Raw genomic sequence first — 20,821 nt, 5'->3', positions numbered from 1 at the left:
GAGGCTTCAAACACTGCGATGCCGTAGCAAGCCGAGGAGTTGGCGCTCTTCGGCTTTTTCGTGGGCGAGGGAAGGGAACAGCTTCGGGACGAAGGCTCCAGGTGGGGGTGGGGGCACCGAATCGAACGGTGGGTGGCGTCGGCGCGTTCGAGCGCCGACGGCCTCCGTTCTAGGCCGAACCCCATGCTTGTCAATCGGTCGAGATCAAACGCGAACATCTGATTTTCACTGGACTTTTTGCCGCTGTCTAAGTGGATCATTTGGATCAGGTTTTGTCCTTCTTAACCGATTCTTCACATTTGTGACGCAGCATCGGACGCGAAGAAGCTTCGCTCACAGCGAAGTTGCTTCGCCCAGAGGCGGTAAGCTGGGCAAGACGGACACCGATCAGCGGGGTCCGCGCGGGGGAGGATGCGGGCTCGGAACCGCCGATCGCGACCCAAGGCTCCAATCGTCAGGGGGAGGTGGCTATGCGGAACCCGGCACTTCGGCACGCCCGCACGTTTCGGCGTTGGACTCAGGAGGACTTGGCCGACCAGCTCGGGATTTCCCCCTCGTATCTGTCGGAGATTGAAAGCGGGAAGAAGCGGCCGTCGTTGGACCTCCTCGACCGTTACGCCCGGATCTTCGGCATCCCCGCCTCAACGTTTTTGGCCCTGGAAGAGAAAGCCCGGGGAGGACTGGGTAAGAAGACCAAGCGGGCCGAACAGTTGCTCAAGTATCTCGAATTGATGCTGGCGGAAGACGCAGCGCGTGCGTCGCCGAAAACGCCAGGCGCACAGGACGAAGGTTGGCTCGGTTGACGGCGGTGGTTCCCGGCGAACCCGCCGGTCAATTCGGGCTCACGTTATGCTCGGGTCTCATGGTGAAAGGGGGCGGTTGTGGATAGCGACATACTCAAGCAGTTTCACGACGCAGTGGCGCTCGGCAAGATCGATGTTGTCCGAACGATGTTGGAGAACGATGGCGCGCTGGCCAGCGCAGCAGATGCCCAGGGCGAACAGGCGATCCACGCGCTCTTTCAGAATTTCAATGCGGCGATGTTGTCGCTCCTTTTGGCGCACGGTGCGGACATCAACGCGCGAGACGCGGATGGACGCACACTGCTCCACACGATCCGTGATCCGGAGGGTGTCGCCGTGCTGGTGGGCGAGGGCGCCGACATCGATGCCCGGGACCTCCTGGGACGCACGCCGTTGATCGAGCAGGCGGCCAACTACGAGGACAGCGTCGATGGCGTGGCCTTGGCGCTGTTGGATTTGGGTGCCGACCCCAACGCCAGCGACCAGGATGGCGACACGGCAATGGCCTTTGCTCGAAGCGCATCCAACGACGATTTGATTCAACGGCTACGGCGTGCTGGTGCGGAAGACCCGCCGGCGTTTATCTTGGGTGAGTGGCGCACGAAGTAGGACTCCCTAGCGCGGCGCACCCATCGCCCTCAACGCATTGCATCTTGGCAAGGAGAATAGGATGGATCCGATCAGCAATGCCTTATCACTCACGGCTCTGGCTGTTTCCTGCACGAATTTGTATCTAACTGTTCTTCGGAAGACAGCGTCTGTGACGGCGTGGGTAGTCCAACTGACCGAGGATGAGGACAAGGAAACTGTGCTTGAGTTCGGGCATTCCAACACCGGAACCGTCGAACTTCTCGTGAGCGAAGTGCGCGTTGACCTGGTGGGGGACGCACCCGATGTGCTCTTGCCTGAACTCGCTTCTAAGCAACTTCCGGGCGTCATCAAGCCAGGAAAGATCTTGTTGGTAAAGACGGTAGTTCCAGGACTATTTGTTCAGAGAGCCATTCGTCAAAAGTTGGCCATTGATATCGAATTCTTGATCTTTTCGGCTCGTGGCGAGAGCTATAAGTTGCAACAGCGAGTGCTAGGGATTGGCGGGGTTTATCCTAAGGGCCTTTGGTCGCCCTTTGGGCTGAAGCCCATCAAGGCTGCGCTCGACTGAAAGACATCGGTCAAAACGTTGGCAGTCACGGTCTGCCAGAGAATGTCAGCAACGTGGCACCGTTCGAGTGAAGTGGGACACAATTGCCCGGATCATCCATCTTAGACAGGGGTGTTTGCTATGAGTTTATCTCGCGAGTTCCATCGTAACTTCACAGTCTTCGCCGAAGCCGGTGCATTAGGTGTCCGAATCCTTGCCGGTTGGGATGTTCTTATCTCAAAGGAAGAGGCGATCAAATACGTAACTAATTATGACCGGCTTCCTTTGGTCGGATTTGAAGAAAGTCCAACAGGTGTGACGCTTCGGCATCATGGAGCAGTATTGGCCTTGAATACCCAAGAGGCAGACGCGATCGTCGACCTGATTCGTCAGGCTTATCATTTGCCTTCGAGTTGAAAGTGTTCCAGTTGAAACTACGTCAAGGCAATCGCCAATACCACGACGAGGTCACCGCTGGATAGGGGGCAACATGTTCATGCTCATCGAGCAAGCGGCTGAACGGAATGCCGCTCAGGCCCAACTCGAAGCGCAGTTGAAAAAAGCGCTTCGAACGAACGCTGCACAAACCATCGGCTTTCCGAGCGGTCATGTGCGTGACGCGGAGGTGCGCACCGACGGCACGATTTGGTTCCACACACGCCGATCGACAGCAGAGGACGAAGGGGCGACGCCGCGCACCTACAACTGGTTTGGCCAATGGGGCGACGGCAACCAATCGAGCCTCAATATCACGGCGGAGATCAACATTCCTCTGACGCCCACAGCGCGCGTGGCGGGGTGCTTCGTGGTGGACCCGTCCACGGGAGTGCGTTACTTGGCTCACAGCGGCGGGGTGGGTGGCGGGCAGAAAGGCGTCGGTCAGACGGAATTTTTGGCGTGGACACCGCGGCCCCGCATCGATGTTCTCGACCGTGAAGGAACGCGGCGCCACATGGTGCTCGTCATGCCCATCGATGGCGATGGCGTTGTTGCCCCCTTAACCGCCTTCGTCCAGGATATTGCCGAGTTCAAAGAGGCGGTGCGCGCTGGCGAACTGGACACGGCCTCTTTTCGAAAGAAAGTGGCTGAGTTGAAGGACTATTTCGACGAGCCCAGTGGGCGTCGCAGAGGAAAACGTTCCGACGTCGTTGACTACATTTCGCGTCACGGTGACGTGGTCAAAGCGCTGGAGGCATGGGCGATACCTCGATCGCGCGCCGGCACGAGTTCCAAGAAGAACGTCTTGATTGACTTGGCGTTGGAGCGACAGGGAACGATGACGGACCTGTTCGAGGTCAAGACCTCCCGAGATCGGGGTGACATCTACACAGCCATAGGGCAGTTGATGACGCATGCTCGCGGCGACGCTTGCCGAAAGCACATTGTGTTGCCCCAGGGGGGCACGCTTGCGAGCGATCTTTCCGCCGCGCTGAATCGCTGCAGCGCGTCGGTGATTCTCTATGAGATCAACAAAACGGGCACGATCACGATTTTGGGTTGACGGTCGCCGTGCCGTTGCCCCAGTCGTGGCGGGCGGATGCAGCGCCTTGACATTCATGTTGGCGATCCTAGCGTCAAGACACCCTTCACAACCCAAGGTGTCTTGTGGCCGTCGATTACCTAGCCAATGTCATGCCGGACGACTTTCCGAAAACGAAGGAAGGTCAGCAACAACGCTGCCTCGCGTTCGCTGAGGCGATTCATCTCGCTTTCCTCGATCCTCAGGCACCGCTGCCAACCCTGTTGGTGCGTTCGGACCATTTCTACGATCAAGTGGACGATATCCTGGCGTTAGGGGTGTTGCAGCTGGCGCGTTCAATGGGGATGCCGATCCTCCATCAGGAATTTTCCCAAATCGAATGGGAACGAGTAGCCAGTGAGCTAGGATGGCAGTTTGAGGATGGCGTGATCGATTCCGCGATCGGACTCGTTGATCGAATGCGAACCCTTCATGCTGCCCTTCAACAAGGCGACCCATCCCTGGCGCAGCGGATCAAACTCATTGAGGACGCCTATAACTCTTCCGGAGGAGATGAGCGGCGTCTTCGAGAGCAACGTGCTTACGAGTTGAAGCCACGGGAGATGAGGGCGTTTGAACGCCAAGCGGCGGTGCAGGACTACGCGGAGGGCGGGCTGTCCACTGAAGCAATCGCCCAAGCGGTGGGTATGCATCTTGCCGCGGTGAAGCGACATTTAGCTCGCGTGAATCCACCGCATACCTTGTGGCTGGTCTACCCGTGGCCGCCGCTCGCGGAAGGGGAGTCCTCGTTGGACCACCCAGAGGACCCTCGTTCTGGGCCTTGGCGGAGGACGCATTCCCTTGAGCGCAGCGGTGCAACGGTGGATGCGAAAGCAAAGGCGCGAGCGCGATAGTGGCTAACCGCATCGGCGGCGGAATGTGGGCACCACGCGTCGTTGATCGATGAGGGCAAGGCCGATGCCCTCGGCACCGTGGGGACAAGTGCGTGGACGAGTGGATGGATAACTCGGGCGAGTTACCCACGCACGTCGCCCACCCACTTGCCCCCACTTCGGCCCTTCAGGGCTAAGTCAAAAGCACCACCGCCAGACGGCTGGACCGTAGGGCGGTCCGGCCTTCCCAACGTCCACGGCGACAGCCAGATCAAGAGCGGCCCGAATGCCCCGCTTCTCCGGTCAAGGGTCGTTCGGAACCCGTGTCCTCGCCTGCGGCTGCGGGCCGCGCCAGTTCCTCGCTTCCTCCCTTGACCGCGCAGGTCATCCGGGCAGGGCGGCTGCCATCGGCAGCAGTTTTCAACTGCTGCCCTCTGGGCCAGCCCTGACGAAGCGAGAAGAACCATGAGCAAGAGCCACAACCATCCTCCGTTGTTCACCGACGCCGATCTGGTTTACGCCTACACCCGTGCGGACGCGATCCGCGACGGCGTGCTGATCGAACTGCCCCAAGCGCAAGAGGTCGGATTCCGTGTGCCGGTGGCGATCACCACCGCCGTCCATGCCGCCTGTGTGGCGTGGGACGAACCCGACCCGAAGCTCGCGGCCATTCTGCGGCTGCGGGAAGACACGCTGTTGTTGGCTGCGGTTGCGGAAGCCCGCGCGCATCGCCGTCGGCAGCAAGCGGGAATTGAGCAGCAGTCGAACCGGATCGATTTTCAGGTGGAAACGGTTGTGCTGCGGGACGGTGTCGCTTCGATGGTGACGGTTGCCCTCTACATGGTCATCCATGCTGGCGACGACGGCGCACCGGTAGGGACCATCATGGTGATTCGCGAAGACTGAGCCTCACGCCGGGAGGGAGGCACCGCGCCTGCTTTCCGGCGAACCCGTCAGCGGGTTCTGGTCTACGAATAATCTCTCAATGGCTCCAAATCACGCTGACCGCGTATCGCAATCTGGGCTCTCGTTTCCATCCTGCTGACCCGAGGTGGCGGACAGTCGGATCGCGGTGGGGGTCAACACATCTACTCGCATCGTGGCATCGCGCGCCAGATTAGGCTGGATCCATTCCCGTAACCGCTTGCCGCCGAAGATACGCGGCGTCTGGTTAGAGTTGGCGCGCCGATTGATCGTGCCAAGAAGCGGCTCCGCTTGGTCGCCACAGAAAATCTCAATGTTCTCGCCGTCTGCGCCAAAAGCCTCACTAACTTCGGCGCTGACGTTGAAGAACCCTTGGTCCCAGTAGGTCTTTCCCATCCTGATGAAGACCGTGGCGATGGGCCAGTCACGATAAGAAAGATTGGTAGGCGGCAGTGGCGCATTTGATTGCTTGATGTCTTCCTCCGTGCCGTCGCTGAGGACTTTTTTGCCACCATTCCACGCCGGGGCCATTACCTCAATGATGCTGTCCTCCAAACCGGCGGCGAGGTTGAGATGGAAGTCGCCGTAGTGGTGAAGATCGACATCCGGCAACACATAGATTTCGACCATATCGCCACCAGACAACGCGGCGAAAAGAGCTCGTCCTACCCGGGCGTTGGTGCTGGGGGCTCGTGGGCTTGGAATGTCATTGCGGGAAGCCTTTTCTCGCTCACGCAGGCCGGCCTCGTAGTCCTTCATACGCATTGCCAGCGTGCGCGTCGTCTTCCCTACATATTTCACGTCGCCATTTACGATGAATGCATAAAGCGTCTTTTCATAGGGAGCGGCGGTGCGCAAACTGCATTGAATTCTTCCGGTCCTTTTTGAGTCAAGCATCCAATAACCGACGTGGTGAAAGCCGATGCGAAGCAACTGATCCATGCGTTAGCCCTTGCGCCTGTTGTAAGACCAATCGAGGTCCTCGTTGCTGACATGCGCGGTCGGCGCGTCGGTGGCGTGGTCATAGAACCAATACCGCACGAACTTTGTGCCGCGCACGCGCGCCTTGATGAGCAAATCCCTGGGATGGTGAGGATCCGGTGTGAAATTCTTTCGGCCGCGGTCGTTGTGGCGGCGACTGCGATCGTTGACCGTCAGGGCGGACAAATAATTGGGCACATCGGCATAGGGTGGCCCCGCATATCGATGCTCCAACCATTCCTGCATGGTCTTGATCGAGCAGGGCCTGCCGATCGCTTTGATGGCCTCCAGCACCCGGTCTCGTTTCGTTATCCGTTCCATCGTTGAGGTCACTTCAGGCTCCTATGGGCAGACAGGCCTGGTGAGCTTCCCAGATTCGGGTGACCTTCGTCATCGTCGCTTGAGAGCCGGTCAGTGCCGCCAGCAGTCGATAAGACACATGAAGCAGTCCATTGCCGCTGCGGATCGCTTGGACCGCCAGCCCCAAAGGATAGCCTTCGCTGCGGCGGCGCAGTGGGTGGAGCCCGGTATGAACATACGAGTTCAACGCCTTCCAGGCGACGGTATGGAACTGCTGGAGTGGGGCCACCAATCCTTCTGGGGCTTTTTCCGTTAACACTTTAAGCATGTCAGTGGCGCCCGGCAGTTTGCGCGCAAGTCGGTCCGATTCCTCATCCAGGGGGCCGCTCACGAGAGCGATTTCTGTGTCGCTGGCGGCGTATAGCAACCAACTCGCGCGCACCGCAGCTTCAAACTGGGGGCGCATGAGCACAGTGGCCGCCTGCGGACAGTTGGCGGCGAAACACAGGCGGGCCGCGGAGCCATGTTCTACCGCCAGCAGGGCACTCACCGAACACATGTCATGACGTGGCTCATCCAACATCGGCGGAGGCGCCGTGACAAAGATTTCGTTCAGCGCGTCCTGGAACGCATCCGATTGCTGCAGCAGTTCTGCGATCATGCTTATGCGGCCAGCCGATAGTTGTAGATCGCCTGTGGCCGATCATCCAGGATCGCGTAGAGTGCTTCGCGGTTGGCCGGATCCGGGTTCAACCAGGCGTCGACGTGCTCGGGCTTGATCTGGATGATGCAGCGGTCGTGCCCAGCCTCCGCGACCTCCGGAGGTGGCTCGTCGGTGATCGCCGCAAAGGACCACAGATCCTCTTCCCCAGGCGCGGTCCAATGGGAATACAGGCAGGCGATGATCATCGTCTGTGGCGGGTTCGGGTTGAACTCAACGACGACATTTTGCTCGGGTTCGCCCGGCGCCAGCGCACGGTGTTCCATCGCATGCTTGGACACGTTCTCGTAGAACGCCGTGACCACCATGATCGCGTGCGTGTAACCGAACTGACCCCGCCAGAATCGCTCTAAGTTATCGCGCCGCGCGTTGTAGGTGCCGCTGACCTTGCCGTCTTTCGTGCGGTCGATGCTGGCGGGCATGCCCGCGGGGCGGCAGTGGTAGCGCATCGGCATGACGACCTGTTGCCCGCCGCGCATGAGCATCACCGGGGCATAGCTGTCCGGAAAAATGCGGTTGTCTCGGGTTTTGGGCTCTGTGCGCCGAAGGTCGGCCAGTTTGGTCTGAAGGTCGGGGATCTTGTTGAGCGCGATGCGCTGGTCTTCCGCCGCCTTCTTGGTGGGTTTGCCGCTCGCCAACTTACGCTCGGCGTCGGCCAGGCGTTTCTTCTGCTTGAAGAGCTCCTGTTCCAGCAGGGGAGCCTGTGCGGCACTGAAGGCGTCAATGGCCGCCTTGACCTCCCGCTCCTCGTCCGTGGTGGGGTGGGCAAAGGCGTCGGCCATGGCCTTGGGAATCTTGAGCTTGGCACCGCGGCCCCGGTCGCCAAAGAGCTTCACGAACGCACCGATGGACAAGATGGCCCCGAACTCGCGGGTGAAGCGGTGATAGTCCGCCCAAGCTAACGCTGAGTAACACATGGCATGCCCCCCGGCACCGTGATCGCTAGATCTTACGTCAGGCGTCGGCTCAGGGGCTGAGACAGAGGTGATCATGCCTCCGAGGAGGCTCGTCACGTCATGGATTAGAGGGCACCCCTGGCGGGGTGCCCTGGAAGGTTATCGCGCCGGTGAGGAACGCCTGGTCAGGTAGACCCGGTTCCCCGAGGTCCAGTGGATCAGACCGTCTCGACGCAGTGAGAAGAGGGCATGATCGAAGTAACCCTGCCCATAGACGTCCCAGATTGAGAATAAGGCGTCCATGGACAGTCGCCAGCCGAGCGGCGTGTGCTCGGTTACTTCGCAGGCGAGGATGGCTTGACGTGCGGATTCGGCATATCGATGGAAGAAAAAATTTGTCATCTTTAATCTGCTCTTTTTGATTGAGGGACGACACAACGCCAGCAAAGAACGTTGTGCCGCTATCAAATTGAGCGTTTTCAAAAAGCACACATGCGGGATCGCTTTTTGTCGTTCATGGTTCAATCTGAATTTCACTAATTTTATTGGTTTGTGTTTTGTTCTCGCGTGCTCGCAGGCGAAGCAGTGCCCTCGAACTCGATCGGCATAAACGAAAATCGAACGTGGCCATCGCTCACCGACCACGGTTTCACGCGCAATGTTGCCTGGGCGATGACGGCATCGCCCGAGGTTTGCGGCCACCGCAACCTTGACCTGAAAAGGAGGCATCAATCATGTCGAGTGACACACCGCCGCCACGGCGGACTTTTACGCAACAAGGCGCTGATCGATCCGATCGGTATTGGCTCAGGGTCGCGGACCGCTCCGACATTTCGGACGGCGACATCATCAACAAGCTCGCAGAGCTTCATTCAAGGCCGCGCTCGGCAGAAGCATTCGCGCAGGCGGTTGGGGCGGTGCTCATCACCCGTGCCCACATGCGGCGGGAAGCGCCTATCGCCGACGCCGTTCAAGCGATCATGGAAGAGCGCAAAGCGTTGGATCGCGATGGAGTAACTGATCGGGATCAGGACAAGTGAGATTGGCCTGCTTTACGCAGTGAATTGAGGAGCAAGCCGCGCGGTCCCGGTCGTTGAATGGCGTCGCCGCTACATCGGCCAAGAACGAACATGTAACCCGTGGCGACGACAAGCGGTTGATGGGAGGGCGGCTCGGCTGCTGGCCCTTCCATTTTCACCTAAAAAGGTGAAATGATGCGGTTATGACCCTGACACTCACCAGCCGCCAAGCCAACATCCTCGCCTTCATCCGCGCCCGCCTGGAGCGGGATGGAGAAGCCCCCACCCTGGACGAAATCGGGCAGGCCCTGGGCATTGGGCACGTCAGCGCTGTGCTCAAACACGTGCGCTCGCTGGAGGCCAAAGGTCGCTTGACGATCGAGCGAAACAAGGCCCGGGGCATCCGCCTGGTGGACGAGGCCGATCCCCTGGACGCCGACACGATGGAGCTGCCCCTTGTCGGCCGGATCGCGGCCGGTGAACCCATCTTCTCGGCCGAGCGCGTCGAGCAGACCGTGCGTGTCAGCCGCTGGCTGTTCAAGCTTAAGCCCGACTATCTGGTCGAGGTCATCGGTGACTCGATGCGCGATGAAGGCATCCTGGACGGTGACCTTGTTGGGGTTCACGCCACCCCGGTGGCCCGGCACGGCCAAGTGGTCGCCGCCCGAGTCGGCGGGGACCGTTTCACCATCAAGCGGCTGCACATGTTGGGTGATGTGATCCGGTTGCTGCCTAACAGTCCCGGCTACCACCCGATCGATCCGGACCCCACCGACGACTTCGCCATCGAAGGCTTGTTTGCAGGTCTGCTGAGGCGGAGCTGATGGGAGCGGTGGTTGCCCTCACGGATTTGCTCGATGCGCGCCGGGTCTGGCGGGGCGATGCCGCACCCATCCCGGCCGGCGACCAGCCGACGGGTTGGCCCGAGCTTGATGCGGCGTTACCCACGGCAGGTTGGCCCGACGCGTCGGTGTCGGAAATTCTTTTGCCCCTGGATGGGGTGGGGGAGCTCCGCCTGGTGCTGCCCACCTTGGCCCGGCTGACCCAGGGCAAGCGCCCCGTGGTGGTCGTGTCGCCGCCCTACGTCCCGTGCGGGATGGGCTGGCGCCAGCAAGGCTTGGCCCTGGGCCAGGTCCACTTTGTCCGGGCACCCGAGTCCGAGGTCCTGTGGGCCGCGGAGCAATGCCTTCGGTCCGGTAGTTGTGCAGCCGTGCTGGTCTGGCCCCGCCACGCCGACGACCGGGCGATGCGTCGGCTGCAGGTCGCCGCGGCCGATGGCCGGGCATTGGGCTTTGTGTTCCGCGATCGCCGCCATTTGGCCAACGCCTCGCCGGCCCCGTTGCGGGTCGAACTCACCGCCTATCCGGATCCGGCCATCTGGGTGCGCAAATGCCGGGGTGGGAATGTCCCTCAGCGCCCGGTCCCCTTTGCGGACACGGCCCCTTGAGGGCGCCCCATGCTCTGGGCCTGCGTATTGCTGCCTCATCTGGCGCTGGATGGGGTCCTCCGCCGCCGGGATGACTCGGGTCCCTTGGTCTTGGTCGATGGCCCGATCCAGACCCGAACCATCGTCGCGCTCAATGCTGAGGCCCGCGCCGCCGGTTTACGGGTCGGCCAGCGGCTGAGCGCCGCACAGGCACTGTTGGCCCAGTTTGCCGTCGTGCCCCATGACGCCACCGAGGTCGGACGGTGGCAAACCTTCTTGGCAGGGGTGGCCTACCGATATTCGTCCGAGGTGTGCCTTCTGCCGCATGCCTTGGTGCTGGAAGTCAGCCATAGCCAGGGCCTGTTCGGACCCTGGCCCGAGATTGAGCGCCGCCTACGGGCCGACCTGACGGCGTTGGGATTTCGGCACCGGCTGGCCGCCGCGCCAACGCCGCACGGGGCCTACGTGCTGGCCGGCGTCGGCGATGGCTTGGCCGTCGCCACCCCAGAGCACCTGCGCCGGGCGCTCGACCCGGTGCCGTTGGGGAAGGGCCGATTGCCCCAATCAGCCCAGGCCTTGGCCGGTATGGGCATCCGCACCCTGGGCCAGCTTCTGCGCATGCCTCGGGACGGATTGCGCCGACGGTTCGGCGCCGAGCTGCTGGATGCGCTCGACCAACTGCTGGGCGACCGACCGGCTGGGCTGGCGCTCTACGCCCCTCCGGATTCGGTGGACTGGCGCATTGAGCTCTCGCACGAAGTCGAGAACGTTGCCGCACTGGTGTTCCCCTTGCGGCGGATGACCGCGGACCTGGCCGCTTACCTGTCCTCCCGCGATGGCGGGGTTCAACGCTTCACACTCCACCTCGAACACCGTGAAGGCGCGACGGCGGTGACCATTGGCATGCTGTCGCCCGAGCGCGGTGCAGGGGTGTTGTTCGAGGCGGCCCGCGGACGCATGGAGCAGACCACGTTGCCCGCACCCGTGCTAGCGGTGCGCCTCAAGGCCGAACACCTCCCGCCATTCGTGCCGGAAGGCCGGGACCTGTTCGACGAGCGGCCTGCCGATGCGTTGCCGTTCGAACAGGTTCGCGAACGTCTGCGTGCGCGCCTTGGCGATGATGCGGTGTATCAGATATCCACGACCATCGATCCGCGCCCGGAACGATCGCAGCGGGTCGGCGCACGCGATGAGGGTCACGCTGAAGTGTGGCCACGACCAACGTGGTTGCTGGAGCGGCCGATCCCGTTGCGCGGCCCTGCGCCCAAGGTGCTTGCAGGCCCCGAGCGGATGGAAACGGGCTGGTGGGATGGTGATCCTGTGCGGCGCGACTATTACTTGGTCGAAACGATGCAAGGGCAGCGCGCGTGGGCGTTTTGTCCGCCGGATGAGGAGGGCGGCTGGATGCTGCACGGCTGGTTCGCATGAGTGCGCCCCCGTATGCCGAACTCCACTGCCTGAGTTGCTTTTCGTTTCAGCGCGGCGCTTCGACGGCGCGCGAGTTGTTCGAGCGGGCCAAGGCCTGCGGCTATACCGCATTGGCGATCACGGACGAATGTTCGATGGCCGGCATCGTGCGTGCCCTGGAGGCGTCACGGGAAACCGGCGTCAAGCTGATTGTCGGCACCGAAGTCCAACTTCACGATGGCCCCAAGATGGTCTTGCTGGCGGAAACGAAAGGCGGCTACACCGCTTTGTGCCAGATGATCACCCAGGGCCGGCGAGCTTCGGCAAAGGGCACCTACGTTCTTACCCGCGAGAACGTCGAGGCGATGGTAAAGACATCCGAAGGCCATGCGGGCGTGCTGGCGTTGTGGATGCCGGGACGACAGCCGGATCGCTCGGAAGGGAATTGGGTCAAGGCGACCTTTGGCGACTGCGCTTGGCTGGCGGTCGAGTTGGTGCGTGACTCGAACGATCCGCGCCGCTGTGCGGATCTGCTGGCGCTGGGCGACGCCCTGGGGCTGCCCTGTGTGGCGGCGGGCGATGTCCACATGCATGTTCGGCGACGCTTGCCGCTTCAGCACACGATGACCGCCATTCGCCACCGACTGACGATCGCGGAGGCTGGCGCCGTGCTGTTTCGCAACGGTGAGCGTCACCTGCGCAAGCGCACCACGTTGGATACTTTGTATCCGGAGCGCTTGTTAGCCGAAACGGTGCGAATCGCCGAGCGCTGCCGGTTTTCGCTTGATGAGTTGCGTTACCAGTATCCCGCCGAGTTGGTGCCCACTGGCTACACCGCCATCCAATGGTTGCGCCAGTTGACGGAGGAGGGCGCACGTTGGCGCTGGCCGATGGGAGTGCCCCCGAAAGCCCTGTCGCAAATCGAGCATGAGCTGGAGCTCATCGAGCACCTGAGGTATGAGCCCTATTTCCTCACGGTCCAGGACATCGTGCGGTTCGCACGCAGCCAAGGCATCTTGTGCCAGGGGCGTGGATCGGCAGCGAACAGCGCGGTGTGTTTTGCGCTGGGCGTGACCGAGGTGAATCCAGCTCGGATGAACCTATTGGTCGAGCGCTTCATCAGCAAGGAGCGCAACGAACCCCCTGACATCGATATCGACTTCGAACACGAACGCCGAGAGGAAGTCATCCAATACATCTACCGCAAATACGGCCGCGAGCGCGCAGCGCTGGCGGCCACGGTCATCTGTTACCGGGGCAAGAGCGCGGTGCGGGATGTGGCCAAGGCATTGGGTTTGCCGCTCGACCAGGTGGATCTCTTGAGCAAAATCTTTGCGTGGTGGGATGGCGAGGTGTCGCTGGCTGACTTGTTGCGCGAACGTGGGTTTGATCCGCAAAGCGCGGTGATCCGGAAGGTTGTGGCCCTGACCGCCGAACTCATCGACATGCCGCGCCACCTGTCGCAACACGTCGGCGGGTTCGTGATCGCCGATGCTCCCCTGCACGAACTCGTCCCGGTCGAGAATGCCGCGATGCCGGATCGCACGATCATCCAATGGGACAAGGACGATCTGGACACGATGAATCTTCTGAAAGTGGATTGTTTGGCGCTGGGCATGCTCACCTGCGTTCAGAAGTGCCTGAACCTGTTGCGCCGGCACGAGCAGGTGGACCTGACGATGGCAACACTCCCGGCCGAAGACCCGACCACGTACGAGATGATTCAACGCGGCGACACCATCGGCGTGTTCCAGATCGAAAGCCGTGCGCAGATGGCGATGCTGCCGCGGCACCGCCCGGAGAACTTCTATGACCTGGTGATCCAGGTGGCCATCGTGCGGCCGGGACCCATCCAGGGCGATATGGTGCATCCCTACTTGCGGCGCCGACGCAAGGAAGAGCCCGTGGACTATCCATCGGAGGACTTGAAGGTCGTCTTTGAGCGAACCTTGGGCGTGCCGCTGTTCCAAGAGCAAGTCATGAAGTTGGCGATCGTGGCCGCCGGCTATACCCCCGGCGAAGCCGATCAGTTGCGCCGCGCGATGGCGGCCTGGAAACGGCACGGCGGCATGGAGAAACACCGCGAGCGCATCATGGCGGGCATGTTGGAACGCGGCTACACGCCGGGGTTCGCGGAACAGTTGTTCGAGCAAATCAAGGGCTTCGGTTCGTATGGCTTTCCGGAGAGCCATGCCGCCAGCTTCGCCGGCATCGTCTATGCGTCCTGCTGGTTGAAATGCCACCACCCGGCCGCATTCGCGTGTGCATTGCTCAACGCGCAACCCATGGGCTTCTACGCGCCAGCGCAGATCGTCCAAGACGCCCAGCGGCACGGCATCGCGGTGCGCCCGGTGGACATCCGGACCAGCGATTGGGACAACACGTTGGAGCCCGATCCACGCGGACGCTGGGCGATCCGATTGGGATTCCGCCAGCTCCGCGGTTTCAATGAGACTGTCGCGTTGGCCGTCCAGGCGGCGAGGTCTCAACGGCCCTTCGTCGATGTGGCCGATCTGTGTGCGCGGGCCAGTTTGGATAAGCGCCACCAGGACTTGCTGGCGGAAGCGAGTGCCTTGCGTTCCCTGGCCGGTCATCGCCACCGGGCTCAGTGGGCGATTGCGGGTGTCGAGCCACAGTTGCCGCTGTTCGGCGGGGACAGCCCTGCCGAGACGAGCGTGGCATTGCCGCTGCCGACGCAGGCCGAGAACACGCTGGCGGATTACGCCCGCGTGGGCCTCAGCCTGGGGCCACACCCCATGCAACAAATCCGCGTTCGCTTGCGCGCGGCGCGATGCCTCGACAGCAAGACACTCCGAACGCGACCACATGAAAGTTGGGTGCGCGTCGCCGGCATCGTGACGTTGCGCCAGCGTCCTCAAACGGCCAGCGGCGTGACGTTCCTGACCATGGAGGACGAGCACGGGATGGTCAACGTGATCGTGTGGCGACGGATTGCGGAGGTCCAGCGGCGCGAGTTGCTGGAGTCGCAACTGCTGGGGGTAGAGGGGGTGTGGCAGATGGTGGACGGAACGTGTCACGTGGTTGCCCGGAGGCTGCTTGATCTCACGACCCTGCTGGGTGGATTGGATGCTCGGTCACGGGATTTTCGTTAGTCCATGGAAACCAACATTCGACCTGGCCCGATGGAGGTCGGCGCCGATCGGACCGCGGCTGTTGCGCATCACACAAGTGAACGAGGCAGTCGGCGGGTGATTTCCTGCATGGTTGCACGCGCCAAAGTCTCGTCGAGCCCTCCGGCCAATACACTTTGCATGCCTTGGTGTTCCACGCTGACGACATAGCTGATGCGACCGATCTGCCGCTGTGTCTCCAGGCCCATCTGTGCCACCCCCATTGCGACGCCTGACCCAGCAGCCACCACGAAACGACTGTCCCATGCGTTGCGGACGGTGATGCGTGCAATCGACGCATGAGGAATGGTGGTGCCGTCGGCGAGGATGATTCCGACCGGGCTAACGCCAAAGCCATGGCGTTGAATGTTGCGACGGCCGTTGTGGAACCATGCGAAGAACTGCTTAAACAGCGCGCTGAGCGTGACCAGTGCGACACCGACGATGAGCGCGAAGAGTGGGATCGGCGGCCGGCTCATGCTCGACACCGCGAGAAAGCCGATGGCCACCGCTGGCGCAAGGGCAAGGGCTCCAGAAACCAGGGTGATCCGAAACGGCAACGCATTGGGCCGCGCGTAGATGTAGGTCCATGTGCCGCGATCCTCGACGATCAGCGGCGGTCCATAACCAGCTTTCCCAATCCAGCCGCGCTTCTTTGCGATGCGCGTGGCCCACGTCCATCCCACCATCGCACCGACCACAAATCCGCTGTAAGGGATCGGACCGTCATTGACGCGAAAGCGATGGAGCAGGGCAAAGACCGTCATCACACCGACGTAGCCGATGAATCCCAGAGCTGCAGCGACGAACAATCGAAAGGAAAGGGCGCCCATCACAGCGCCGCCCTATCAGCGTTTCCGTTCGGATCGAAGCCGGCCGTCCACATGACCTTGCCCACCGTTGAATTCACATCCGGGGAAGCGGGATCAACGAAATCGGAGACCCAGCTCAACCGAAGCAGCATCTGGCGATATTGGGTGCTCATCGCATACGCCGTCGACCCGGTGAACGGCATATTGAAAAACATGAGGGGTGGATTTACTCCATTGTTCCGAGCCGTCGACGTGGGCGCATGCGTCGCGCCTTCGAGGTTTTGGGCCGGGAGCAGAAAGTTGGCGAGCTGCAGGCCTTGGCCGACGTTGACGGTCGCGACGTTGCCGACCGCATCCCGGGCCTCGATCGGTGAGTTGCAGATTTCGAAGACCTCATCTTCGTGTTTCGTCGCCGACTGCCAGATCCTTGCCGTCACATTCCAGCAAGGCAGCGCGGAGCCATAGTGGGTAAAGGTGAGGGCGGCGCGTGGGAATGAGTTCAAGCCCGGCCGGAAGTTCGCAAAGAGCCCTTCAAATCGTCCGCCGTGAGCGGGACTGATCGGACGGAAATACGGCCCAGTGGTCACGGCGCCAGCCGGGTCAACTTGCTGTGGAGACCCCGTTGGGTGGGTTGCGGCGGTGGCGGTCCGGGTCACGGCGGCACCCGCGCGGTGGAGGAATCCCGAAAGGCCGGTGTCCTGCGCGAGAACCGCAACGGGCGCCAGGCCCATTCCGACGAGCGCGGCAGTGGTCAGAAGCCAACGTAACCTTTTCATGCGAAACCCCTGTTTCGGCGGGTGAATACGACTTCGCGCCAGACGCACCCGGTCCGTCCCTGGCGAAGCGAGCATACGATCGATACACAAAACGAAGGGTAAACGAATAGTCGTAATACGGGTAAAGACACGAGTTCCGCGTAGGCGTATAGCGAGTAATAGTTTGACGGCCGACCTCTTTTTTGGACGGCATAATGAAGCGGAAAACAGTTCACTCCCCGGAGCACCTGGAGCTGATCACGCTGCTGTTTGACCTTCGCCGACGGGCCGACCTCACCCAGGTCGAGGCCGCAGCGGCGCTGGGACGACCGCAGACCTACGTTTCAGCGGTGGAAGTCGGGCGACGAAATCTGGATTTGGTCCAGGTGCGGGAGTTTTGCGAGATTTATGGGGTCACTTTTCCCCGTTTTGCCGTGCAGTTTGAGCAAAGATTGAAGGCGCTGGAGAGCCATCGGCGGCCACCGAGGCTGACCCGTAAGGCTCCCGCAAGGCCCGCTGCCAAGGCTGCCGCCAAGAAGCCTCCAAGAGCCCGGAAATAAAACGGGCCGCTGGATTAGCAGCGGCCCGGTCGGGCGTCGGTCAAGACTTTATGCAAGGGGCACACCGTAGCGCCTGACTTCCCGGCGGTGCATGTATCGCACAGGTGAGGCTATCACTTCAACCTATGGAATAGTCGGATTGCAGGTATTCAGAAAAGGCCGTCCGGCGTCGTTATGGGCGCCTGCGTCGGTTGCTTAAGACCTCGGCCGACTTGGTTTGGGGTTCAGGTCTGGGGCCATCTTCACGATGGCATCGCGGTCTTGTTCGGCGATGGCGGCCATGGTTTCTTCATGCGCCGACGCGTTCAGCGCATCGAGATACGCAGCCAAGGATAGCCACTCTGGCGCATCGTCTTCGCCCAGTTCCAAGTCAAGGGAGAAGATGAAATCGACGGGCCTTCGACGCGCGCCCATGCGCATGAATAACCATTCGTCGGCTGGCGCACCGGCAGCAAGAAATGATGCGAACGAGGCGTGTCGGGGCAACGTTCTGCCCGTCCCTTTGCGGCGTCCGCCTTTCATCCCAGGCAAGTTGTAGGCGTCAGCGGCAAGGTCTCGATCGGTTCGCGCAATCGGCGTTAAAGCAGGGTCGTGGGACGAGCTCGTCTTGTCGTTCGCCTCGAAGTCGGCGAGTGCGGCTGCAACCATGGCTCGCGCATATTCGCGAAGTGGGCCCAACGGGTAGCGGATCGATGTGCGACCAGGGCGAGGTGGTTCACCTGGACGACGATGTGGATCCAACCAGATTGGCGGTTGCTTTCCTTCGCGTCGCCACTGCCCCAGCACATTCGGGCTGACTTGAAGTAATCCCGCGACGTGCGCTTCCATCAGCAGTGATGCGTCGTCGCGACCCGCAAGGGATGCGAGAAACGGATCGGCGGCCAGTTCTTCGAGTGTTTTTTGCGGCATGCATGCAGCGTATCGACGTGATCCGCAGCGAGCAAATGGCAGTCGCGCAAAAAGAGAACCGCAGGGGCCCACCGCGGGCCCACAAACGAAAAAGCCTGCCGAAGAGGCAGGCTAAATCATTGAAAATGTGGTGGCCGGGGACGGAATCGAACCGCCGACACGGGGATTTTCAATCCCCTGCTCTACCAACTGAGCTACCCGGCCAGGGTGGATGATCTGGAACGATCATCGATACTGCGTGGAGCCGCGTATTAAACCGAACGCGACGGCTCGCGTCAAGACTCATGGCCTAGTCTTGAGGCGCCACATAGCCTTCGGGCTGTTTGACGTCGCCGCCAAAGAGGAATTTTTCCATCTCGGTGCCCAGGAACTGGCGGGCCTTGGGGTCGAGCGGGTTGAGGCGGTATTCGTTGATCAGCATGGTCTGGTGGGCCAGCCATTGCTGCCATGCGGGCTTGGAGATCTCGGCGTAGACGCGCTGGCCGAGCGGGCCCGGCCAGGGGGCGAAATCGAGGCCTTCGGCGTCGATGCCGAGCTTGGCGCAGTGGATGGTGCGGCTCATACGGGTTTCCTTGCGGGGAGTGCTTGCAGCAGGCTGCGCACGGGGGCGGGCAGGCCGAGTGCGAGCGATTCGGTGAGGGTGTACCAGCGCAGGTTGGGCGTGTCGTTTACGGCCTTGGCGGCGCTGGCGTCGTCGAACAGCCAGGGTTCGACATTCAAGCGGTAGTGACTGAAAACGTGCACGAACGGTGTCAGTGCGACGACGTCGTCGATGCGTGCGAGACCTTGGGCGACGCGCCACGCGTCGTCGTGATCGCTCGCTTCGGGCAGGCTCCACAAACCGGACCACACGCCTTGCGGGCCGCGCCGTTCGAGCAACACGCGATCGTGCTCGTCGCGCAGGATCAGCATCACCGTGGCGCGCGTCGGAATGGTCTTGCTTGCCTTTGGTGTGGGCAATTGCGCGGTCAGCCCGTCGCGCTTGGCCACGCAATGATCGGCCACCGGACAGGCCAGGCACAGCGGCCGCGAGCGCACGCAAAGCGTGGCACCCAGATCCATGATCGCCTGCGTGTAGTCGGCGACGCGCTCGGCGGGCGTGTGCTCGTCGGCGTATTGCCAGAGTTTTTTCTCGACCGCGCTTTCGCCGGGGTGGCCGTGCACGCCATGAAAGCGCGTGAGTACGCGCTTGACGTTGCCATCGAGGATCGGGAATCGCAGTCCATAGGCTTGCGCCAGAATCGCGCCCGCCGTTGAGCGGCCGATGCCGGGCAGGGCGGCGAGTGCATCGAAATCGGGCGGCATCTGGCCGTCATGCTTCTCGACGCAAAGCTGCGCCGCGCGATGCAGAAAGCGTGCACGGCGGTAGTAGCCAAGGCCCGACCAAAGCGCGAGCACCTGGTCTTCTTCTGCGCCAGCGAGGTCGCGCAGCGTCGGCAGTGCGGTAACGAAGCGCTCGAAATAAGGAATGACGGTGGCGACCTGCGTCTGCTGCAGCATCACTTCGGACAGCCAAACGCGATAAGCATCGCGGCGACCCTTGGCATCGGCTTGCTGCCAGGGCAGGTCCTTGCGGCCGTGGCGATCGAACCAGGCCAGTAACGCAGCAGCGAAATCGTTCATGGTTTGGGAGCTGCGGTCGGCGCCGTGGTGCTGCTGGCCGCGGCGGGTGCTGCCGGTCCGGTTTCCAGATGCAGGCCTTCGATGCTGACGCTGCCGGTGTCGACCTTGCCGATATCGACCTGACCGCTGCCGGGTGGCAGCGATAAGCCGGGTTGATCGGCATCGGCAAGCTGCGACCACCAATGCGTCAAGGCGACCGGCGGCAGCTTGAGATCGGCATGGCTGTCGGGGCCGTCGAGTTTCAGCGCGAGCAGCAGCGGATCGGTCTGGTTTGCCGGCGTCAGCGTTACCGCCACGTTGTAGCTGCCGGCGTCGGCGTGATCGAGCTTGCCGCCCAGCCTTACCGAGGCATCGGCCGCGCCATGCCAGCGCGCGTCGCCGGTCAGCTGCAACACCAGCGAGCTGCCTTGCGAGAGACGCAGCGCGATGTTGTCCAACTGCAGCGCCTGGCCGGCAATGCGCGGCGTGCCGGTAAGGCGCAATTGGATCGCGTCGCCGTTCGCGATACGTGCCGAAACGCTCAGCGGAAATGCCTGGCCCGAGGCAAGCTTGCCGGCTTCCAGGGTGACATCGTCGAGCAGCAGTTTTTCGCCGCTGAGGATGCTGCCGCGAGTGATCAGAATGCCTGTATCGATGCGCGGTATTTGCAGCGGCGTACTGCTCGGGCGCGGCGGCAGGTTGGAGAACCAGTCCTGCAGGGCGTCGAGGTCGACACGCGGCGAATCGATCTCCATCTGCGTGATCACCGTGTCGCCGCCGAACAGCGTGCGCCAGGGCAGGGCGAGCCGGCCGTTGGCGGCGATCAGGATCGGTGCGGTGGCGCCTTGCGCATTCAAGGTCAGGCCCTGCAGCTCCAGCGCGGGGCGTGGAAACAGCGACGGGCTGGCGGGGCTGGCGAGATTGAGTTCGAGCCCTGCCGCGCGTGCCTGGTTTTGCAGCATCGCGGTGAAACGCTCCGGCTGCAGCAACAGATGCACGGTGACGATCGCCACCAGCGCGACGATCAGCATAGTGCTGGCGAGGATGATCAGCGCGAGGCGAAGCGTGCGTGACATCATCGCGGC

At 62.0% G+C, this 20,821-nt stretch carries 24 protein-coding genes and 1 tRNA gene; 13 read left to right on the top strand and 12 right to left on the bottom strand.

Annotation, left to right across the window (positions count from 1 at the left end):
- Nucleotides 1-527 precede the first annotated feature (527 nt).
- The 7 genes from QMG46_RS21910 (at nucleotide 528) to QMG46_RS21880 (ending at nucleotide 5,199) form a co-directional block, all read left to right on the top strand.
- Nucleotides 528-803 (top strand): helix-turn-helix domain-containing protein, encoded by a 276-nt coding sequence (locus QMG46_RS21910; RefSeq protein ID WP_281850017.1) that lies wholly within the window; start codon nucleotides 528-530, stop codon nucleotides 801-803.
- A gap of 78 nt (nucleotides 804-881) precedes the next feature.
- Nucleotides 882-1,412: an ankyrin repeat domain-containing protein gene (locus QMG46_RS21905; RefSeq protein WP_281850016.1), complete on the top strand. Its 531-nt coding sequence runs from the start codon at nucleotides 882-884 to the stop codon at nucleotides 1,410-1,412.
- Nucleotides 1,413-1,473: 61 nt separating this feature from the next.
- The gene (locus QMG46_RS21900; RefSeq protein WP_281850015.1) at nucleotides 1,474-1,962 is read left to right on the top strand and encodes a hypothetical protein; all 489 of its coding nucleotides are present in this window, start codon (nucleotides 1,474-1,476) and stop codon (nucleotides 1,960-1,962) included.
- A gap of 120 nt (nucleotides 1,963-2,082) precedes the next feature.
- Nucleotides 2,083-2,358 carry a hypothetical protein gene (locus QMG46_RS21895; RefSeq protein WP_281850014.1) on the top strand — a complete coding sequence of 92 codons (276 nt, stop codon included), beginning with the start codon at nucleotides 2,083-2,085 and terminating at the stop codon, nucleotides 2,356-2,358.
- Nucleotides 2,359-2,431: 73 nt separating this feature from the next.
- Nucleotides 2,432-3,442, top strand: coding sequence for a hypothetical protein (locus tag QMG46_RS21890; RefSeq protein WP_281850013.1), 1,011 nt, complete (start codon nucleotides 2,432-2,434; stop codon nucleotides 3,440-3,442).
- A 104-nt stretch (nucleotides 3,443-3,546) separates the two neighbouring features.
- Nucleotides 3,547-4,314, top strand: a complete 768-nt coding sequence (locus QMG46_RS21885; RefSeq protein ID WP_281850012.1) for a hypothetical protein — start codon at nucleotides 3,547-3,549, stop codon at nucleotides 4,312-4,314.
- Nucleotides 4,315-4,758: 444 nt separating this feature from the next.
- Nucleotides 4,759-5,199: a DUF6573 family protein gene (locus QMG46_RS21880; RefSeq protein ID WP_281850011.1), complete on the top strand. Its 441-nt coding sequence runs from the start codon at nucleotides 4,759-4,761 to the stop codon at nucleotides 5,197-5,199.
- Between the two features lie 90 nt (nucleotides 5,200-5,289).
- On the opposite strand, the gene QMG46_RS21875 is transcribed toward QMG46_RS21880, so the two are convergent.
- From QMG46_RS21875 to QMG46_RS21855, 5 genes are all read right to left on the bottom strand, one after another.
- The gene (locus QMG46_RS21875; RefSeq protein WP_281850010.1) at nucleotides 5,290-6,159 is read right to left on the bottom strand and encodes a GIY-YIG nuclease family protein; all 870 of its coding nucleotides are present in this window, start codon (nucleotides 6,157-6,159) and stop codon (nucleotides 5,290-5,292) included.
- A 3-nt stretch (nucleotides 6,160-6,162) separates the two neighbouring features.
- Nucleotides 6,163-6,531: a hypothetical protein gene (locus QMG46_RS21870; protein ID WP_281850009.1), complete on the bottom strand. Its 369-nt coding sequence runs from the start codon at nucleotides 6,529-6,531 to the stop codon at nucleotides 6,163-6,165.
- A 1-nt stretch (nucleotide 6,532) separates the two neighbouring features.
- On the bottom strand, nucleotides 6,533-7,159 hold the full coding sequence (locus tag QMG46_RS21865) for a DUF6988 family protein (protein ID WP_281850008.1): 627 nt from the start codon (nucleotides 7,157-7,159) through the stop codon (nucleotides 6,533-6,535).
- Nucleotides 7,160-7,161: 2 nt separating this feature from the next.
- The gene (locus tag QMG46_RS21860) at nucleotides 7,162-8,073 is read right to left on the bottom strand and encodes an SOS response-associated peptidase family protein (RefSeq protein ID WP_345781782.1); all 912 of its coding nucleotides are present in this window, start codon (nucleotides 8,071-8,073) and stop codon (nucleotides 7,162-7,164) included.
- A gap of 201 nt (nucleotides 8,074-8,274) precedes the next feature.
- Entirely contained in the window at nucleotides 8,275-8,844 is a 570-nt protein-coding gene (locus QMG46_RS21855; RefSeq protein WP_281850006.1) for a hypothetical protein, read from the bottom strand.
- A gap of 5 nt (nucleotides 8,845-8,849) precedes the next feature.
- On the opposite strand from QMG46_RS21855, the gene QMG46_RS21850 reads away from it, so the two are divergent.
- From QMG46_RS21850 to QMG46_RS21830, 5 genes are all read left to right on the top strand, one after another.
- The gene (locus tag QMG46_RS21850; RefSeq protein WP_281850005.1) at nucleotides 8,850-9,155 is read left to right on the top strand and encodes a hypothetical protein; all 306 of its coding nucleotides are present in this window, start codon (nucleotides 8,850-8,852) and stop codon (nucleotides 9,153-9,155) included.
- A gap of 182 nt (nucleotides 9,156-9,337) precedes the next feature.
- Nucleotides 9,338-9,958: a transcriptional repressor LexA gene (gene lexA / locus QMG46_RS21845; RefSeq protein WP_281850004.1), complete on the top strand. Its 621-nt coding sequence runs from the start codon at nucleotides 9,338-9,340 to the stop codon at nucleotides 9,956-9,958.
- The gene (gene imuA / locus QMG46_RS21840; RefSeq protein ID WP_281850003.1) at nucleotides 9,958-10,581 is read left to right on the top strand and encodes a translesion DNA synthesis-associated protein ImuA; all 624 of its coding nucleotides are present in this window, start codon (nucleotides 9,958-9,960) and stop codon (nucleotides 10,579-10,581) included. The genes lexA and imuA overlap by 1 nt, the downstream gene beginning before the upstream one ends.
- Before the next feature lie 9 nt (nucleotides 10,582-10,590).
- On the top strand, nucleotides 10,591-11,988 hold the full coding sequence (locus tag QMG46_RS21835) for a Y-family DNA polymerase (protein WP_281850002.1): 1,398 nt from the start codon (nucleotides 10,591-10,593) through the stop codon (nucleotides 11,986-11,988).
- Nucleotides 11,985-15,080 carry an error-prone DNA polymerase gene (locus tag QMG46_RS21830; protein WP_281850001.1) on the top strand — a complete coding sequence of 1,032 codons (3,096 nt, stop codon included), beginning with the start codon at nucleotides 11,985-11,987 and terminating at the stop codon, nucleotides 15,078-15,080. Before QMG46_RS21835 ends, QMG46_RS21830 begins: the two co-directional genes overlap by 4 nt.
- Before the next feature lie 68 nt (nucleotides 15,081-15,148).
- Here the strand turns inward: QMG46_RS21830 and QMG46_RS21825 are convergent, their stop codons facing one another.
- Nucleotides 15,149-15,931, bottom strand: coding sequence for a hypothetical protein (locus QMG46_RS21825; protein WP_281850000.1), 783 nt, complete (start codon nucleotides 15,929-15,931; stop codon nucleotides 15,149-15,151).
- Complete coding sequence (locus QMG46_RS21820; RefSeq protein WP_281849999.1) at nucleotides 15,931-16,686, bottom strand: hypothetical protein; 756 nt, start codon at nucleotides 16,684-16,686, stop codon at nucleotides 15,931-15,933. Before QMG46_RS21820 ends, QMG46_RS21825 begins: the two co-directional genes overlap by 1 nt.
- A gap of 194 nt (nucleotides 16,687-16,880) precedes the next feature.
- Here QMG46_RS21820 and QMG46_RS21815 point away from each other — a divergent pair, with 194 nt between their 5' ends.
- Nucleotides 16,881-17,225, top strand: coding sequence for a helix-turn-helix transcriptional regulator (locus tag QMG46_RS21815; RefSeq protein WP_281849998.1), 345 nt, complete (start codon nucleotides 16,881-16,883; stop codon nucleotides 17,223-17,225).
- 195 nt (nucleotides 17,226-17,420) lie between these two features.
- Here the strand turns inward: QMG46_RS21815 and QMG46_RS21810 are convergent, their stop codons facing one another.
- The 5 genes from QMG46_RS21810 to QMG46_RS21790 all read right to left on the bottom strand — a co-directional run bounded on the left by QMG46_RS21810 (nucleotide 17,421) and on the right by QMG46_RS21790 (nucleotide 20,815).
- Nucleotides 17,421-18,134, bottom strand: coding sequence for a hypothetical protein (locus QMG46_RS21810; protein WP_281849997.1), 714 nt, complete (start codon nucleotides 18,132-18,134; stop codon nucleotides 17,421-17,423).
- Nucleotides 18,135-18,262: 128 nt separating this feature from the next.
- A tRNA-Phe gene (locus tag QMG46_RS21805) sits at nucleotides 18,263-18,338 on the bottom strand.
- 85 nt (nucleotides 18,339-18,423) lie between these two features.
- A complete protein-coding gene (locus QMG46_RS21800) occupies nucleotides 18,424-18,696 on the bottom strand; it encodes an oxidative damage protection protein (RefSeq protein WP_281849996.1) in 273 nt (90 codons plus the stop codon).
- A complete protein-coding gene (mutY, locus tag QMG46_RS21795; RefSeq protein WP_281849995.1) occupies nucleotides 18,693-19,757 on the bottom strand; it encodes an A/G-specific adenine glycosylase in 1,065 nt (354 codons plus the stop codon). Before mutY ends, QMG46_RS21800 begins: the two co-directional genes overlap by 4 nt.
- Complete coding sequence (locus tag QMG46_RS21790; protein ID WP_345781781.1) at nucleotides 19,754-20,815, bottom strand: AsmA family protein; 1,062 nt, start codon at nucleotides 20,813-20,815, stop codon at nucleotides 19,754-19,756. The genes mutY and QMG46_RS21790 overlap by 4 nt, the downstream gene beginning before the upstream one ends.
- Nucleotides 20,816-20,821: the final 6 nt, after the last annotated feature.

This window comes from Dyella sp. GSA-30, assembly GCF_027924605.1.
Lineage (GTDB): Bacteria > Pseudomonadota > Gammaproteobacteria > Xanthomonadales > Rhodanobacteraceae > GSA-30.
Note: the sequence above shows the minus strand (reverse complement) of the source record. Positions and strands in the feature narration are given on the sequence as shown.

Coding starts and splice junctions, on each gene's coding strand:
- QMG46_RS21900 (WP_281850015.1), top strand. CDS start 1,474: ATGGATCCGATCAGCAATGCCTTATCACTCACGGCTCTGGCTGTTTCC.
- QMG46_RS21895 (WP_281850014.1), top strand. CDS start 2,083: ATGAGTTTATCTCGCGAGTTCCATCGTAACTTCACAGTCTTCGCCGAA.
- QMG46_RS21890 (WP_281850013.1), top strand. CDS start 2,432: ATGTTCATGCTCATCGAGCAAGCGGCTGAACGGAATGCCGCTCAGGCC.
- QMG46_RS21880 (WP_281850011.1), top strand. CDS start 4,759: ATGAGCAAGAGCCACAACCATCCTCCGTTGTTCACCGACGCCGATCTG.
- QMG46_RS21875 (WP_281850010.1), bottom strand. CDS start 6,159: ATGGATCAGTTGCTTCGCATCGGCTTTCACCACGTCGGTTATTGGATG.
- QMG46_RS21865 (WP_281850008.1), bottom strand. CDS start 7,159: ATGATCGCAGAACTGCTGCAGCAATCGGATGCGTTCCAGGACGCGCTG.
- QMG46_RS21855 (WP_281850006.1), bottom strand. CDS start 8,844: ATGCCTCCTTTTCAGGTCAAGGTTGCGGTGGCCGCAAACCTCGGGCGA.
- QMG46_RS21850 (WP_281850005.1), top strand. CDS start 8,850: ATGTCGAGTGACACACCGCCGCCACGGCGGACTTTTACGCAACAAGGC.
- lexA (WP_281850004.1), top strand. CDS start 9,338: ATGACCCTGACACTCACCAGCCGCCAAGCCAACATCCTCGCCTTCATC.
- imuA (WP_281850003.1), top strand. CDS start 9,958: ATGGGAGCGGTGGTTGCCCTCACGGATTTGCTCGATGCGCGCCGGGTC.
- QMG46_RS21835 (WP_281850002.1), top strand. CDS start 10,591: ATGCTCTGGGCCTGCGTATTGCTGCCTCATCTGGCGCTGGATGGGGTC.
- QMG46_RS21830 (WP_281850001.1), top strand. CDS start 11,985: ATGAGTGCGCCCCCGTATGCCGAACTCCACTGCCTGAGTTGCTTTTCG.
- QMG46_RS21825 (WP_281850000.1), bottom strand. CDS start 15,931: ATGGGCGCCCTTTCCTTTCGATTGTTCGTCGCTGCAGCTCTGGGATTC.
- QMG46_RS21820 (WP_281849999.1), bottom strand. CDS start 16,686: ATGAAAAGGTTACGTTGGCTTCTGACCACTGCCGCGCTCGTCGGAATG.
- QMG46_RS21815 (WP_281849998.1), top strand. CDS start 16,881: ATGAAGCGGAAAACAGTTCACTCCCCGGAGCACCTGGAGCTGATCACG.
- QMG46_RS21810 (WP_281849997.1), bottom strand. CDS start 18,134: ATGCCGCAAAAAACACTCGAAGAACTGGCCGCCGATCCGTTTCTCGCA.
- QMG46_RS21800 (WP_281849996.1), bottom strand. CDS start 18,696: ATGAGCCGCACCATCCACTGCGCCAAGCTCGGCATCGACGCCGAAGGC.
- mutY (WP_281849995.1), bottom strand. CDS start 19,757: ATGAACGATTTCGCTGCTGCGTTACTGGCCTGGTTCGATCGCCACGGC.
- QMG46_RS21790 (WP_345781781.1), bottom strand. CDS start 20,815: ATGATGTCACGCACGCTTCGCCTCGCGCTGATCATCCTCGCCAGCACT.